The sequence below is a fragment of the Streptomyces sp. NPDC059003 genome, assembly GCF_042740445.1.
Taxonomy (GTDB): domain Bacteria; phylum Actinomycetota; class Actinomycetes; order Streptomycetales; family Streptomycetaceae; genus Streptomyces.
The window spans coordinates 1-15,532 of sequence record NZ_JBHYJH010000108.1 but is presented as its reverse complement, the minus strand read 5'-3'; the positions used below and the strand labels follow the sequence as shown (position 1 = coordinate 15,532).

Here is a 15,532-nt window from a genome sequence, read left to right as displayed (position 1 = left end):
AGAACTCATGACCGACACCAGCGGCGACGTCCGCCTGACCGGGATCAGCAAGACGTACGGCTCCTTCACGGCCGTCCACCCGCTCGACCTCACCGTGCCCCAGGGCTCCTTCTACGCGCTGCTCGGCGCGTCCGGCTGCGGCAAGACGACGACGCTCCGCATGATCGCGGGCCTGGAGGAGCCGAGCTCCGGCACCGTGCGCCTCGGCGACCAGGACGTCACCGCGCTCCCGCCGTACAAGCGGCCCGTCAACACGGTCTTCCAGTCCTACGCGCTCTTCCCGCACCTCGACATCTTCGAGAACGTCGCCTTCGGCCTGCGCCGACGCGGCATCAAGTCCGTGAAGAAGCAGGTCGGCGACATGCTCGACCTCGTCCAGCTCGGCGAGCAGGCCCGCAAGAAGCCGCACCAGCTCTCCGGCGGCCAGCAGCAGCGCGTCGCCGTCGCCCGCGCCCTCATCAACCACCCCAAGGTGCTGCTCCTCGACGAGCCCCTCGGCGCCCTCGACCTCAAGCTGCGCCGCCAGATGCAGCTCGAACTCAAGCGCATCCAGACCGAGGTCGGCATCACCTTCGTGCACGTCACCCACGACCAGGAAGAGGCCATGACCATGGCCGACACCGTCGCCGTCATGAACGGCGGCCGCGTCGAACAGCAGGGCGCACCCGCCGACCTCTACGAGAACCCGCGCACCACGTTCGTCGCCAACTTCCTCGGCACCTCCAACTTCATCGAGGCCGACGTCGACTCGGCCGCAGGCGACGACGTCGTCCTCAGGGCGGGCGACGGCAAACTGGTCCTGCCCAGGCACCGATGCAGCGCCCCGACCGCCCCCGGCGGCAAGGTCCTCGTCGGCGTGCGCCCGGAGAAGATCGCGCTCGCGCACGCCGACGACGCGGGCACGATCCCGGACGGACGCAACCGCATCACCGGCCGCATCACCGCCTCCAGCTTCATCGGCGTCTCCACGCAGTACGTCATCGACAGCCCCGTCTGCGCCGCCTTCGAGGCCTACGCGCAGAACATCGAGCGCGACCCGCGCCTGGTCCCCGGCGCCGACGTCGTCCTGCACTGGAACCCCGCCCACACCTTCGGCCTCGACGCCGACCAGGACGTCGAGGCGGGCGTGGAGAAGGTCGAGGAGGACGCGTGACCGCCCCCGTCAAGGCGCCGCCCGTCGAGGACACCCCGGCGCCCCCGAAGCCCCGCAAGCGCGGCCGCCTCGTCCCCTACTGGCTGCTGCTCCCCGGCATCCTGTGGCTGCTCGTCTTCTTCGCCCTGCCGCTCGTCTACCAGGCGTCGACGTCCGTCCAGACCGGCTCCCTCGAAGAGGGCTACAAGGTCACCTGGCACTTCGCCACCTACTGGGACGCGCTCGGCGACTACTGGCCGCAGTTCCTGCGCTCCGTCCTCTACGCCGGCGCCGCCACCGTCCTGTGCCTGCTGCTCGGCTACCCGCTCGCGTACCTCATCGCGTTCCGGGCGGGCCGCTGGCGGGGCCTCATCCTCGTCCTCGTCATAGCGCCGTTCTTCACCAGCTTCCTCATCCGCACGCTGGCGTGGAAGACGATCCTCGCCGACGGCGGCCCGGTCGTGGGCGCCCTCAACTCGCTGCACGTCCTCGACGTCACGAACTGGCTCGGCGCCACCGACGGCGACCGCGTCCTCGCCACCCCGCTCGCGGTGGTCTGCGGACTCACGTACAACTTCCTGCCGTTCATGATCCTGCCGCTCTACACGTCCCTGGAGCGCATCGACCCCCGCCTGCACGAGGCCGCGGGCGACCTCTACGCCCGGCCCTCCACGACCTTCCGCAAGGTGACGTTCCCGCTGTCCATGCCCGGCGTCGTCTCCGGCACGCTGCTCACCTTCATCCCCGCGGCCGGTGACTACGTCAACGCCGACCTGCTGGGCTCCACCGACACCCGCATGGTCGGCAACGTCATCCAGACGCAGTTCCTGCGCATTCTGGATTACCCCACGGCCGCCGCGCTCTCCTTCATCCTCATGGCCGCCATTCTGCTCATGGTGACCTTCTACATCCGCAAGTCCGGGACGGAGGATCTCGTCTGATGGCCCTCGTACGCTGGCTGCGCCGCAATCTCGTCGTCATCGCGGGACTCCTGACGCTCGCCTATCTCCTGCTCCCCAATGTCGTCGTCACGGTCTTCTCCTTCAACAAGCCGAAAGGCCGCTTCAACTACTCCTGGCAGGAGTTCTCCACCGACGCCTGGAAAGACCCGTGCGGCGTCGCCGACATGTGCGGATCGCTCTCGCTCAGCCTGCAGATCGCCTTCTGGGCGACGCTCGGCGCCACCGTGCTCGGCACCATGATCGCCTTCGCGCTCGTGCGCTACCGCTTCCGCGCCCGCGGCGCCGTCAACTCGCTGATCTTCCTGCCGATGGCGATGCCCGAAGTCGTGATGGCCGCGTCGCTGCTCACGCTCTTCCTCAACATGGGCGCGCAGTTGGGCTTCTGGACCGTCCTCATCGCGCACATCATGTTCTGCCTGAGCTTCGTCGTGACCGCCGTGAAGGCCCGCGTGATGTCGATGGACCCGCGCCTGGAACAAGCCGCGCAGGACCTCTACGCCGGACCCGTGCAGACCTTCCTGCGCGTCACCCTGCCCATCGCCGCACCGGGAATCGCCGCGGGCGCGCTGCTCGCGTTCGCGCTCTCCTTCGACGACTTCATCATCACGAACTTCAATGCCGGATCGACTGTGACGTTCCCCATGTTCGTCTGGGGATCGGCGCAGCGGGGCACGCCCGTTCAAATCAATGTGATCGGCACGGCGATGTTCCTCATCGCCGTCCTTCTCGTCGTGGCGGGAATGCTGATCGGAAAGCGCCGCGCCAAGAAGTCTCTTTAAGAGTTCCGAAGGAGTTGGAAATCATGGCCGCTGCTGCCATGAACCGCTGGACCACGTCTCTCGCCGAAGCCAAGCCGGTCCCGTACTGGCTCGACGACCCGGACAAGCCCGACCCCGTACCCGCCCTCGTCGGCGACGAGCACTGCGACCTGCTCGTCGTCGGCGGCGGCTACAGCGGCCTGTGGACCGCCCTCATCGCCAAGGAGCGCGACCCCGGCCGCGACGTCGTCCTCGTCGAGGGCCGCGAGATCGCCTGGGCCGCCTCCGGCCGCAACGGCGGCTTCTGCGCAGCCTCCCTCACCCACGGCATCCCCAACGGCCTGGCCCGCTGGCCCCGGGAGATCGCCAGGCTCGAGGAGCTCGGCGCCCGCAACCTCGACGAGATCGAGGCCGCCGTCACCCGGTACGCCATCGACTGCGACTTCGAGCGCACCGGCGAGATCGACGTGGCGACGAAGCCCCACCAGCTCGCCGAACTCCACGAGATGTACGAGGAGATGGCCGCCCTCGGCCTCACCGGCACCACCGAGATGCTGGACGCGGACGCCCTGCGCAAGCAGGTCGACTCGCCGACCTTCCTCGGCGGCTTCTGGGACCGCGACGGCGTCGCCATGCTGCACCCGGCGAAGCTCGCCTGGGGCCTCAAGCGCGCCTGCCTCGACCTGGGCGTCCGCGTCTACGAACACACCCCCGCCCTGGAACTCGCCTCGTCCGGCGCGGGCATGGCCGTCCGCACCCCGTACGGCCGCGCCTTCGCCCGCCACGTCGCCCTCGGCACGAACGTCTTCCCGTCCCTGGTCAAGCGCGTGCGGCCGTACACGGTCCCGGTGTACGACTACGCCCTGATGACCGAGCCGCTCAGCGCCGGGCAGCTGGCCGCGATCGGCTGGCAGAACCGCCAGGGCCTCGGCGACGCGGCCAACCAGTTCCACTACTTCCGGCTCTCCGCCGACAACCGCATCCTGTGGGGCGGCTACGACGCGATCTACCCCTTCGGCGGCAAGGTGCGCGCCGAGTACGACCAGCGCCCCGAGACGTTCGCGAAGCTCGCCGACCACTTCTTCACCTGCTTCCCGCAGCTGGAGGGGCTGTCCTTCACACACGCGTGGGGCGGCGCGATCGACACCTGCTCGCGCTTCTCGGCGTTCTTCGGCACGGCGTACGGGGACCGCGTCGCGTACGCCGCCGGGTTCACGGGCCTCGGCGTCGGCGCGACCCGCTTCGGCGCCGACGTGATGCTGGACCTGCTCGCGGGCGAGCACACGGAGCGTACGGCCCTGGAGATGGTCCGCTCCAAGCCCCTGCCGTTCCCCCCGGAGCCGTTCACCTGGACCGGAGTGACCCTCACCAAGCGGGCGCTCGCCCGGGCCGACGAGAACGGCGGCCGCCGGAACGCCTGGCTGCGGGCGATGGACAAGATGGGGCTCGGCTTCGACAGCTGACCCCCGGGCGCACCGGCGTACGCCCACCGCGATCAGTGACCCGCCTCACTACCAACTGGTAGCCGGGACTCGCGTAATGCCCGGCCCCCTGGCCCCTCTCCCTCGTGGCAGACGAACCGTCCTACACGAAAGGAAGGGTCCCCATGAATGGTTCGGGGGCGAAAACCGCGGTCGAGTGGCTGGTGTCGGTGGCGCCGGATCCGGATGCCTGCCGCTGGGAGTGGGAGCGCAACCCCCTCGGGGTCGCGCTGCTCCCGGCGGGCAGGCTCTGGGACGTCCTCATCCTGCCGGCCGAGCTCGGCTATCCCACGCTCGACGTCCTGACGCGGGTGGTCGACCGGCCGGGCCCGGTGCTCGCCGACTTCGGGGACGCGCGGATGGGGTTCTTCGTGCCCGCGGGCACGGTCGCGCGCTGGGTGGGCACGGGGGTGCGCGGCGCGGGCCGCGGCACCTGGATCGTCGTGCCGTACCCGGGCCGGTCGACGGGCGCGGTGCGCTGGATCATCCCGCCGGACGGCTCGGGCACGCTCGTGGACCCGGCGCTCCTCGAACTCGCGATGCACGAGGCGGCGGCGTCCCTTGCGCGCGAGTCCCAGGAGGAGCCGGAACGCCCGGGCGGCCCGGGCCCGTACGAGCCACCCCACAGGCCCGACGATCCCGATCGACCATCCTGACCGCCCGCCGAGCGACCCTGACCGCCCCGACCACCTGACAGGGACTTGACAAGCTTATTGGTCTGGACCAACTTGAGTGTGTCCTGCTCTCCACCACCCCCACTCCCGGAGGCAGTTGTGGCGCACTCCCGCTCCCGTCCAGGCCCACGCAGCACCGGAATCCGGACCGCGGCCGCCGCCCTCGCGCTCGCGGCGTCCGGCCTGCTCGCGGCCCAGCTCCCGGCCGCGGCAGCCGGCACCTCCCCCACCTCCACCACCCCGGAGGCCAGGGCCCTGCCCGAACACGCCCTGGTCGGCTACCTCCACACCAGCTTCGCCAACGGCTCCGGCTACACGCGCCTCGCGGACACCCCGGCGAGCTGGGACATCATCGACCTCGCGTTCGGCGAGCCGACCTCGCCGACGTCGGGCGACATACGCTTCGGCCTCTGCCCGAAGACGGAGTGCCCGAACGTCGAGACCAAGGACGAGTTCAAGGCCGCCGTCAAGGCCAAGCAGGCGCAGGGCAAGAAGGTCCTGATCTCCATCGGCGGCCAGAACGGCCAGGTGCGGCTCGCCACCGCCCAGGCCCGCGACACCTTCGTACGCTCCGTCTCGGCGATCATCGACGAGTACGGGCTCGACGGCCTCGACATCGACTTCGAGGGCCACTCGCTCTCCCTGGACGCGAGCGACACCGACTTCAAGAACCCGAAGACCCCGGTGATCGTGAACCTGATCGCCGCCGTGAAGACCCTCAAGGCCAAGTACGGCCCGGACTTCACCCTCACCATGGCGCCGGAGACCTTCTTCGTGCAGCTCGGCTACCAGCACTACGGCCCGGGGCAGTGGGGCGCCGACCCGCGCGCGGGCGCCTATCTGCCGGTCATCCACGCCCTGCGCGACGACCTGACGCTGCTGCACGTCCAGGACTACAACTCGGGCCCGATCATGGGCCTCGACAACCAGTACCACCAGATGGGCGGCGCCGACTTCCACATCGCCATGACCGACATGCTCCTGACCGGCTTCCCGGTGAAGGGCAACGCGGCCAACGTCTTCCCGCCCCTGCCCCCGCAGAAGGTGGCCATCGGCATGCCCGCGTCCCCGCAGGCGGGCAACGGCCACGTCGCGCCCGGCGAGGTCAACAAGGCCCTGGACTGCCTGACGAAGAACACCAACTGCGGCGCGTACAAGCCCCACGGCAAGTGGCCCGCGCTGCGCGGCCTGATGACCTGGTCGATCAACTGGGACCGCTTCAACAACCAGGAGTTCTCGAAGAACTTCGACGCGTACTTCGGCTGAGCGCCGACAGGCGTACGAGCACCAGGGCCTGGAGCAGCACCCCGCACAGCAGCCAGCTCCCGACCACGTCCGCGGGCCAGTGGTAGCCGCGGACCACCAGGCCGAGTCCCACGCCTGCGTTCAGCAGGACGCAGGCGAGGGGCAGGGCGCGCCGGAGGCGGGACAGGTGCGGGAGCAGCAGGAGCACCGCGGCGCCGTAGGCGACGGTGGCCGTGGCGGTGTGGCCCGACGGGTAGTAGCCGGTGCCGTCCGCGCCCGGCGGTCCCGGCCGGTCCACGGCCGCCTTCAGGGGGACGACGAGCGCGGGGACGGCCGCCATCGCGAGGGCCGCGAGCAGGGGCGGCAGCCACCAGCGGTACGCACCGGAGCCGCGGGCGCGCCAGGCGGTGCCCGCGATGACCGCGGCCAGGACCGGGAGCGCGACCGCCGTGTTGCCGAGGTCGGCGAGGAGTTCGGCGACGCCGTCAGGCAGGGGGCCGTCGATCAGGGCGCGGCCGAGGCGCTCGTCGAGGCGGCGCAGGGGGCCGTCGGCGGCGATCTGCCAGGTCAGGAGGGTGAAGAGGGTGGCGCAGAGAACGGCGCCGAGAAGGAGGGTCGGCCGCCTCGGAACAGGGGGCCTTCTACCTTGAGAGGTAGGCGCACACTGGGTGTGCGGGTCCTGTGGGTCCGGGGAGGTAGCCATGGTCAACAGCCTGTCAGGAATGATCGGTCGCGAGTACTTGAGGGTCTCTGCGCGTGGCGAGCGCTCGATCACCGAGCAGCACGACGACAACAGTCGCGCGTCTGCCCGTGAGGGTGTCACGCTCGGGGTGCCGTACAGCGATCAGGGCAGCGCGTCGCCGTACGCGAAGCACGCGCGCGGCGACTTCGACAGGCTGATCGCGGACCTGCGGAGCGATCAGTTCAAGGCTCAGATCCTGTGGCTGTGGGAGTCGAGCCGGGGCTCTCGCCGCGTGGGTGAATGGGCCACCCTGTTGGACCTGTGTGAGGACTGCGGCATCCTGATCCACGTTACGAGCCACGACCGGACTTACGACCCCTCGAACTACCGCGACCGCGAGACGCTGCTGTCGGACGGCGTGAGTTCCGAGATAGAGGTACGGCGCTTGTCCGCTCGCACCCGTCGAGGGATCGAAGCGAACATCCGCGACGGCAAGCCGCACGGCATAGTCCCTCTTGGTTACGCGCGAGAGTACGAGATCAAGAGGGGCAAGCGCGTCCCTGTCCGGCAGTACGCCCATCCGGTCGAAGCCCCATGGATCGTTGAACTCTTCGAGCGCAGTCGGGCCCACGACCCGTTCTGCGAGATCGAGCGGGATTGGGCTGCCCGGGGGATCGTCGGGCGACGCGGAAAGCCACTGTCGGCTCAGACTCTGCGAGACCTGGTCACACACGTCTGCTACATCGGACTTCGCGCCACGAGGAGCGGCACGGTGAAGGCAGCGTGGCCCCGGCTCGTCAGTGACGAACTGTTCTTCGACGTGCAGCGGATCGTCTCCGATCCGTCCCGCGTCAAGGGGAACCCTGGCGGGGCCCACTACGCCCTCACAGGGGCAATCACGTGCGATCGGTGCACGGGTCCGATCACGGTTCGAAACCGCAGCAAGGAGATCAATTACGAGTGTAAGAAGGGGTGTTGGCGCGTCCCGAAGGAAGAAGTGGATGAGATCTTCGTCGGGACCGCCGAACGGCCCGGCGTGATTCTGAGCTACTTGGCGCGCCGTGACGTCTATCAGATCCTCGATGCTGACGACGCCACGGGAGAGGCGGCCGAGATCCGTGATGCCCTCGCCAAGGCGCGTGCGGACCTTCAGGAGACTGAGCACGCGGAACCCGAGACGCTGAGCGAGGAGCGCAGGTTCGCGCGCCGCGCCGAGCGGCTTGAGGGCCGGATCGGTGAGTTGGAGGAGCGGCAGCGGAATCTAATCCGCCCGACCAAGCTCAGCACGCTGTTCGGCCCCGGCCCTGACGTCGCTGGCCGCTGGGAGCGCACTCCCGTGGCGGCGCAGCGAGCCATAGCGGCGTTGTTGCTCAGCGCTGACGTGATCGGACAGCCTCGAATCCAACCGACTGCGGCCGTGACCGCGTCGGCGACGGTGTTCGACCGGATCAGGTGGGTGCGCGCGGCTTGATCCAAGACAAAGGGTTCGCACGAGCTGTTCGTGTCGGATCTTGAGCCCCTGGCTTCGGCTGGGGGTTCTCCCTTGTTGATCTATTTGGAGTTGACTTTACGAGATCTCCATGACTCTTCACGGAATCTTTTCGATCAAATCTCGCTCGAACATGTATGCGCCGCTTAGAGTTTAAGGAGTCTGCTGGAACCCGCACTCCTGCGGAAGCGGTACGGCCTGGTGCTGTCGTTACAGCATCGCGTGGACGCGCAAGGGCTGTCCGCTTCATTTGAGCGTCATGCCAGTAATTCCACCTGGTCGGGTGGTAAGCACAGCTCCGGACACGCAGGGAATCCCCTTCCGTTTCATCATAAAGGCTGATTCCCCTTGTCTGAAACAAAGAATTCAAAGCGCAATGTTCCCGCTGAAGTGGGACGTCTGCGTGCCAAGAAGGCTGTCACTAAGCGGCATCGCCCGGACGCCGATACCACCGACATCGACCGCGCCCTGAAAGCCGCGAACGTCGAGTCGTACATCCGGAATATCGTCGACACCGCGCCTGAACTGACTGACGACCAGCTCACGAAGCTCGCTGCGCTTCTGCACCCCGGAATGCGGGGTGCTCAGGATGTCGCCTGAACACGGGTCGACCCCCAGTGTGCAGCCGGGGGTCGATATCAACAACCAGGGCGCGGCGTCGACGGTGTCCACGGTATCCGACGGTTCCCCGCTGAGTCCCGACGAGCGTAACGATCTGGCACACCTCGAAGGCGTCATCGAGCGGGGTATTCAGACCTTCGTCGAAGTCGGCAGAGCGCTGGCCGAGGTCCGTGAACGGCGCCTCTACCGCGACCAGTTCGGCACCTTCGCGGTCTACTGCGAGACCCGGTGGGGCCTTTCCCGTGGCCGCGCCTATCAGCTGATGTCCGCCGCCGAGGTCGTGTCTACCGTGGTAGACGCCGGGCTTCCTGTGCCGACCAGTGAGCGTCAGGCTCGGGAACTCGGGCGCGTCCCCGAGGCACAGCGCGCCGAGGTGTGGCGGCAGGCGGGGGAGCGGACCGGGGGCAAGCCGACCGCCGTCGCCGTGCGCGAGACGGCCGCGCAATACGCCGTTCCGGCAGCAGAGTTCATGACGAATGCTGAAGCCCGGGATGTGACTGACGCGATCTGCGCCCACCTGGACAAGGTTGACCGCTGGATTCTAGACGCGCTGGACGGAGGCGTTGCGCCGATCACCGTGATCGGACAGTTGTCCGTGATGCTGCTCGACTTCAATGAGAAGTTGGGCGAGGAAGCTGTGGACCCTATCCGAAGGCACTTTGTCGAACCCGCCATCCGGAGTTTGGTCGCGCTGTACTCGGACGGCGGTGATGCGTCATGAGCCGCCGCAAGCCGAACGGCAAGCACCGCCGTCAGAGGCCCGCCAAGGCGGCGCTGAAGCTTGCGCGGGCGTATCGCTGCGGGAGCTGTGTAGCCGAGGTTCACGGAGTCCGCCGCGACGCTCTCGGCGTCCTGCACATCGACGTTGTGCACAGTCCTGGATGCCCGGTGCTGAGTGGTGCTGTCGCCGATACCGGCGACGTGTTCCGTGCGGCGGCCCGCGCTGGTGTTTCGATGGTGGCTGTGCGGGTCGATGACGGGGGTGCGGAATGACGGCCCCGGCGTACAGCTTGTTTCCGGCAGCCTTGGAAGGGTTCGCCTACGCCTACCTCGCCGCGCTCACGAGTGAGCAGCAGACAGCCATTGCATTCGGTATCCCGGACCACCAGAAGGCCGAGTTCCAGGAACTCGTACGGGATCGGTCCCGGCGTGACGCGGCGTTCCGAGAGAACCGCATTCAGAAGGGCGTCGAGTCTCGCGAAGACAACGACGAGAGCGAACGCAGGTACAAGGCCAAGAAGGCTGTCGACCTCCCCCGGTCGTGGGCGCACGAGGACTTGGCCGAGGTGTGGGACGACGCAGAGACCGAGGTACGGACGGACATCGGCACCGTGCGCGACCTCATGGGCGTGTGCCCTTACGGGACCTTCTACAGCGGGAAGATCAATGGTGTGCACGCGGAGTCCGAGGCCGGTAAGTCGTGGCTGCTCTGCCTGTCGGGCGTCCAGGAAATCAACAAGGGGCGCCACGTCGCCTACGTCGACTTCGAGGACGACAAGCGCAGCATCGTCCAACGGCTCAGGCTGCTCGGAGCAAGCCGGGACGCGGTGCTGACGTATTTCCATTACAGGCATCCTGTAGCGGCGCTCAGCGAGGCGGACATGGCCGACTTCAGTGCGCTGGTCGGCAAGAGGGGCAGCCTCGCCATCTTCGACGGCATGACCGAGTCCCTGGCGCTGGAAGGACTCTCGGACAAGGACGGCCCCGACGTCGCGGCCTGGCACGCGAAGCTGACCAAGCCGTTCGCGCTCGCCGGCTGGGGTGTCGTCGTCGCCGATCACATCCCGCACGGCGAGAAGCGGGCCATCGGCTCGCAGCACAAGAAGTCCGCGATCACGGGCGTCTCGTACCTCCTGGACCCGGTCGCGCCGATCGGCAAGGGCGTACGGGGGGTGAGCCGCCTCAAGGTCGAGAAGGACCGGATGGGGTGGATCAGGAAACACGCCCGACCGGGGCGCACGCCGCAGTACTTCGCCAACCTGGTCGTCGACTTCAGCGTGTTCCGCGCGGGGCCGGACGCCAGCATCTGGGTCGCTGAGCCGAAGCCGGTATCGGAGGACCGGGGGTACGAGGAGGCGCCGCCCCAGAAGCTGCGCGAGGCCGTCCTTGCCTTCGTGGCGAAGAACCCGGGGTGTTCCACCACGGCTATCCGGTCGGGCGTCACCGGCGCCAACGACAAGATCGACTGGACGCGGGAGTGGCTCGTCGCGCACGACCAGCTGCGGATCGACAAGGGCGGCATCGGGCAGCCCACGACGCACCATCCGGCGGGAGGTGACGACCAGTTGGACGGTGATGGGGAGGTTCCTCCTCCCGACCCTGCCTGACCCCGCCGTGACCCTGCCGACAGCAGGGTGTCTTACCTCCCCACAGACCCTGCCTCCCTGCCCCCGGCGTAAGACGGGGCAGGCGGCAGGGCAGGGAGACGCAACACAGAGCGAAGCAACGCAGAGCAAGATCACGGCAGAGTCGAAGCGGCACAGACGAGATCGCTGGACGGGGATGGATAGAGGCTTTCCATCCCATGCAGGGGGCTGGTCGGCCAGCGAAGCCAGGCGCCCCCGCCCACACCGCCGGACGCCCCCTCAGGCCCCGCTCGGTGTCGCCCCGGCGCGCGGGCGCCGCCGATCCCGTCAACGCCCGCTAGAGCGCCCCACATCCAAGATCACCCAACTTCGCACGAACACGAGACCACCGGAGGATCGGCCATGGCCGACGACACCACGCCCCCTGAGCGTGACCCCTTGACGCTCGCCCTTTCGGTCTTGTCGGCCGATGAACGCGCGCGCTTCCGTGAGGGCGTGACCGCACTCGTTCAGGCCGTCGATGCGGCGACCGTGACGCCGGGCTTCGTGCCGCGCGACCCCGCCAACGCGGTCCGCGAACTGGCCCGGCACTACCGGTCGGTCAGTGACCCCGTCTGGATGGCATGGTCCGCGACGGCCGCGCGGGCCGACGAACTGTTCACGACTCACTGACGCACTGTCAGGTGCGTATCCTGAGAAGCAGCCGCATAGTCGGGCAGAGGCCCGGCGAGAACGCGGGCGACGCGTTCGGCTACCGCTGTCGCCCGGGGCGTCCGTAGACGCCGACCGGTGCGGCCCGGGAAATCGCGCAGTCGCGCACGAGCCGAATTCCTCTGCTCCCGCACGCCCTTGTGCGTGCTGAACTCCCGGGGTTCCCCATGACCTACTTTCCTGCCCTGGAATCAGCCAGGGCTGAACTGAAGCGCATACTCGACGAAGCGGGGCCGGAATGTGACCTGTCCCGTGTCACCATCAAGAACCGTCACACGGTCGAGGAAAAGGTCCGGTACGTCCGCGACCTGAACTCTGAAATCGACCGCCTGAAGAAAGTTGCGGACGTTGTCGAGGGCGGCTGCTACGGGGCCGAATCCGGCGACGGTGCGCGCCCGTACGGTGCTCCGCACCAGGGGGGCCGGAACCTCAAGGGTGCTGAAGTCCTGCGCAAGGGACAGACCTTCACGCAGTGGTCGCGCGACAACGGTCACAGCGACCGCGACCACGAGGGGCTGAACTTCGACAAGCTCATCCGGGGCATGGCCACCGGAAAATGGAAGGACGCCGACGCCGAACGCAAGGCGCTGTCCGAGGGCACCCTTTCGGCAGGCGGCTATCTCGTACCCACGCCTCTGGCATCCAATGTCATCGACCTCGCACGCAACCAAATGCGTGTCGCACAGGCAGGCGCGACCTTCGTTCCGATGACGGCACAGACCCTGAAGATTGCCCGCCTCACCGGCGAAGGAACTCCCGGATGGCGCAACGAGAACGCCGCCATTACGGCAGCCGACATGACGTTCGACTCGGTGACGTTCACGGCCCGTTCTCTGAATCGCCTTGTGACCATGAGTGTCGAACTCTTCGAGGACTCCGACCCGTCCGCGTCCAACGTCATCGCGAACAGCTTCGCCCAGCAGATAGCCCTTGAAATGGACCGGGTCGCTCTGCGCGGTTCGGGGACCTCTCCCGAACCTCGGGGGGTACTCAATACGGCAGGGGTCACCTCCACCTCGCACGGGGCGAACGGGGCGGCCATCACAAACTACGACTTCCACCTGGATGCGGTGGGTGCCGTCCGGAATAACAACTTCGAGCCGAGCTATCACATCCAGGCACCTCGTACGAATACGAGCCTGTCCAAGCTCAAGGAAGCGACGACGAACGCGTATCTTCAGCCGCCCACGAGCATGCTGCCCATGCTGCCGACGAAGCAGGTGCCAGTGAACCTGACGGTTGGTACATCGACCGACTGCTCAGAGATCTACACGGCGGACTGGTCGCAGCTCGGTATCGGAATCCGTACCGAATTCCGTATCGAGTTCCTGCGTGAGCGGTATGCGGACAATGGCCAGGTCGCCTTCCTCGCCTGGCTCCGTGGTGATATCCAGGTATTCCAGCCGTCTGCATTCGTTGTCGATGTCGGAGTCCGCTCGTGAGCGGCTTCGAAGTGCTGCGCGAGGTCAAACAGCACAATGAGCAGGCGCGTGAAGTCGAGTTTGACAAACTGGCTGCCGCGCTCGGTACGCGCCGCGAAGGAATCAACGCCGAGCTGTGGCGCGCGCTGCCGGACAGCGACGGCGAGGTCGACTAGGACCCCGGCGCCGTTCTCCGCTTCTGGCGTCGGGTCGCAGCGCCCCGAGGTCTCTGATGGCTCTCGACCTCGGGGCGCTGCTCCTTTATGCGTGGATCGGCTATTTCATGCGCTGCGGCGAATCTTGAGCGTAGTAATGTCGGGATCAGTAAATGCATGCAGCGGCAGAGCTGATCGGGCGCCACGTTACTGCTGGTCAGAGCCTTGTCGCTGATCGCGCATGGGGGGTAGGGGTCGATCGTAGATTAGTGCATCGGTGACCGCTGACGCTCTTATCGCCCGATTTTCTCTCTACTCGAATTCGTGCAGGTCGGAGGCGTGCATAGTCATGCGCAGATCGTTTGCGGCACCCGGCATTGGGGGCGCCGTCGAGATCGAATGCATGGCTATGCGAGGTGGTGAGCTTCGTGATCAGTCAAACTCTCGAAGAGCGGCGACCAGTTGCCGCGCCTGCGCTGGGGACCGACGCATGAGTATGGCTGCTGTGGTGTGCAGTTCGTTCCACGAATGCGGACGCCCGACCGCTGCGGCGTCGGGGACGATGGCCATGGCGATGGCGAGGGCCTCAGCGGTCTCACCGGCACCGGCCTGCGCGTGCGCGAGGCAGGCGCGGAACCACGTCTTGTCACGCCGGTACTCGTCCGGCATCGCGGATAGTCCGCCCGTGAGTTGGTCCACGGCTGACCGCCAGTCGCGCAGGTGCAGCGTCGCCATCCCGCGTTGCAACGTGAACCAGTTGGCTGAGTAGAAGTACATCCATGGCGGCTCGTCCTCGGGGCGCTCGGCCGCTCGGCTCATGATCTCCTGCGCTTTGTCGAGGAGGCGGTGAGCGTCGTCGGCCTCGCTGTTGAGTGCGTGCCCTCTGGCTGCCATCTGCGTGGCCATGCCCTGCACGCCGAGGGACGTACCCGGAGCGGACCAGCGGGACGCTTCGGCGAGGCGTACACATCGAGTACCGCGTCCCTTGGACCACGCCAGGTGCGCTTTCATGTTCAACGTCGTGGCGGCCATGTTGGCGTCCCCCGCCTCCAGTGCCCACTCGTGGGATCTGTCGTACCAAGCGAGCGCGGCAGCGCTCTGGTCCTGGTCCTGCGCCATCCACGCGAGGAACTGCGCGTGCTCGGCCGCCAGTCGTACGACGCGGTCGGCCAGAGGGCCGCGCGCGCCCCCGTGCAAGTCGACGACCGTTCGAAGCTGCTGACGCATCACGTCTACAAGTGGCCGCGATCCGATGAGGTCTTCGGCGCGGCGGTGTTCGGCAAGTAGGTTGTCCAACCAATCGAGAGTGGCGGTGTCCACGCGAGTGTGGGCGTCGACGACGCTCGTCACACGAGCCAACAAGTCTTCGTCCGGTCCGGGGCAGGACAGTGTGAGCGATGGCAAGGGCAGCTTGTGGGCTGGTTCCGAAGCGGCTGCGGTATCAGGTGCCCCGAGGCCGACCCGGATGCGCTGCTGGACTTCTGCGGAGGTGACGCACCGTCGGCCGCGCTCGATGTCGGAGACGTCTGGCTGAGCGAGCCCTACCCGATCCCCAAGCTTCGTCTGACTGATCCCCGTGAGCTTCCGGTACGTGCGGAAGACCGCGCCCCAGTCACCGCTGGAGAGGGCTGCGAGTAGCTGTGGGTGTGCCCACAAGTCCGGGCGGGATTCCCCCATGGCTCAAATATAGGGCGCACCTATAGGGCGGCGGGATAGGAGCGGCGGGCCGCCAGCGCAAGGGTCGTGATGCAGGACCCCGGCGACCGTGCGACCGGTCCCGGGGCGCGGACCACCTGATGGGACAGGCAGCCATGACCGAATCTACGCACGACCGCCCGATCGAGGGAAGCGCGCACGGCGACGACAAGGAGCACCCCCTAGTTGTCGATACGAAG

15 protein-coding genes and 1 pseudogene are annotated in these 15,532 nt (G+C 67.6%); 14 read left to right on the top strand and 2 right to left on the bottom strand.

Annotation, left to right across the window (positions count from 1 at the left end; translation table 11 throughout):
• The first annotated feature begins 7 nt into the window (after positions 1-7).
• The 6 genes and pseudogenes from ACFWZ5_RS30390 to ACFWZ5_RS30365 all read left to right on the top strand — a co-directional run.
• Positions 8-1,153, top strand: coding sequence for an ABC transporter ATP-binding protein (locus tag ACFWZ5_RS30390; protein ID WP_384804997.1), 1,146 nt, complete (start codon positions 8-10; stop codon positions 1,151-1,153).
• Entirely contained in the window at positions 1,150-2,073 is a 924-nt protein-coding gene (locus ACFWZ5_RS30385; RefSeq protein ID WP_384804999.1) for an ABC transporter permease, read from the top strand. The genes ACFWZ5_RS30390 and ACFWZ5_RS30385 overlap by 4 nt, the downstream gene beginning before the upstream one ends.
• A complete protein-coding gene (locus ACFWZ5_RS30380; protein ID WP_384805001.1) occupies positions 2,073-2,873 on the top strand; it encodes an ABC transporter permease in 801 nt (266 codons plus the stop codon). The genes ACFWZ5_RS30385 and ACFWZ5_RS30380 overlap by 1 nt, the downstream gene beginning before the upstream one ends.
• 23 nt (positions 2,874-2,896) lie before the next feature.
• Entirely contained in the window at positions 2,897-4,315 is a 1,419-nt protein-coding gene (locus ACFWZ5_RS30375) for an NAD(P)/FAD-dependent oxidoreductase (protein ID WP_384805003.1), read from the top strand.
• A 143-nt stretch (positions 4,316-4,458) separates the two neighbouring features.
• Entirely contained in the window at positions 4,459-4,989 is a 531-nt protein-coding gene (locus ACFWZ5_RS30370) for a hypothetical protein (RefSeq protein WP_384891595.1), read from the top strand.
• Between the two features lie 273 nt (positions 4,990-5,262).
• Positions 5,263-6,273: pseudogene (locus ACFWZ5_RS30365) on the top strand (chitinase); the annotation flags it as partial.
• Here ACFWZ5_RS30365 and ACFWZ5_RS30360 read toward each other — a convergent pair.
• On the bottom strand, positions 6,227-6,955 hold the full coding sequence (locus tag ACFWZ5_RS30360) for a phosphatase PAP2 family protein (protein ID WP_384803574.1): 729 nt from the start codon (positions 6,953-6,955) through the stop codon (positions 6,227-6,229). The pseudogene ACFWZ5_RS30365 and the gene ACFWZ5_RS30360 overlap by 47 nt on opposite strands.
• Here ACFWZ5_RS30360 and ACFWZ5_RS30355 point away from each other — a divergent pair.
• The 8 genes from ACFWZ5_RS30355 (at position 6,954) to ACFWZ5_RS30320 (ending at position 13,658) form a co-directional block, all read left to right on the top strand.
• Positions 6,954-8,405, top strand: a complete 1,452-nt coding sequence (locus ACFWZ5_RS30355; RefSeq protein WP_384803571.1) for a recombinase family protein — start codon at positions 6,954-6,956, stop codon at positions 8,403-8,405. The genes ACFWZ5_RS30360 and ACFWZ5_RS30355 overlap by 2 nt on opposite strands.
• A gap of 366 nt (positions 8,406-8,771) precedes the next feature.
• Positions 8,772-9,023 carry a hypothetical protein gene (locus ACFWZ5_RS30350; RefSeq protein WP_384803568.1) on the top strand — a complete coding sequence of 84 codons (252 nt, stop codon included), beginning with the start codon at positions 8,772-8,774 and terminating at the stop codon, positions 9,021-9,023.
• Complete coding sequence (locus ACFWZ5_RS30345) at positions 9,013-9,765, top strand: hypothetical protein (RefSeq protein WP_384891592.1); 753 nt, start codon at positions 9,013-9,015, stop codon at positions 9,763-9,765. The genes ACFWZ5_RS30350 and ACFWZ5_RS30345 overlap by 11 nt, the downstream gene beginning before the upstream one ends.
• On the top strand, positions 9,762-10,037 hold the full coding sequence (locus ACFWZ5_RS30340; protein ID WP_384803559.1) for a hypothetical protein: 276 nt from the start codon (positions 9,762-9,764) through the stop codon (positions 10,035-10,037). Before ACFWZ5_RS30345 ends, ACFWZ5_RS30340 begins: the two co-directional genes overlap by 4 nt.
• Before the next feature lie 32 nt (positions 10,038-10,069).
• Positions 10,070-11,371 carry a hypothetical protein gene (locus ACFWZ5_RS30335; protein ID WP_384803556.1) on the top strand — a complete coding sequence of 434 codons (1,302 nt, stop codon included), beginning with the start codon at positions 10,070-10,072 and terminating at the stop codon, positions 11,369-11,371.
• A gap of 381 nt (positions 11,372-11,752) precedes the next feature.
• Complete coding sequence (locus ACFWZ5_RS30330) at positions 11,753-12,022, top strand: hypothetical protein (protein ID WP_384803553.1); 270 nt, start codon at positions 11,753-11,755, stop codon at positions 12,020-12,022.
• A 206-nt stretch (positions 12,023-12,228) separates the two neighbouring features.
• A complete protein-coding gene (locus tag ACFWZ5_RS30325) occupies positions 12,229-13,503 on the top strand; it encodes a phage major capsid protein (RefSeq protein WP_384803550.1) in 1,275 nt (424 codons plus the stop codon).
• Positions 13,500-13,658 carry a hypothetical protein gene (locus ACFWZ5_RS30320; protein WP_384803547.1) on the top strand — a complete coding sequence of 53 codons (159 nt, stop codon included), beginning with the start codon at positions 13,500-13,502 and terminating at the stop codon, positions 13,656-13,658. The genes ACFWZ5_RS30325 and ACFWZ5_RS30320 overlap by 4 nt, the downstream gene beginning before the upstream one ends.
• A 411-nt stretch (positions 13,659-14,069) precedes the next feature.
• On the opposite strand, the gene ACFWZ5_RS30315 is transcribed toward ACFWZ5_RS30320, so the two are convergent.
• Positions 14,070-15,314 carry a helix-turn-helix domain-containing protein gene (locus ACFWZ5_RS30315; RefSeq protein WP_384803544.1) on the bottom strand — a complete coding sequence of 415 codons (1,245 nt, stop codon included), beginning with the start codon at positions 15,312-15,314 and terminating at the stop codon, positions 14,070-14,072.
• Positions 15,315-15,532: the final 218 nt, after the last annotated feature.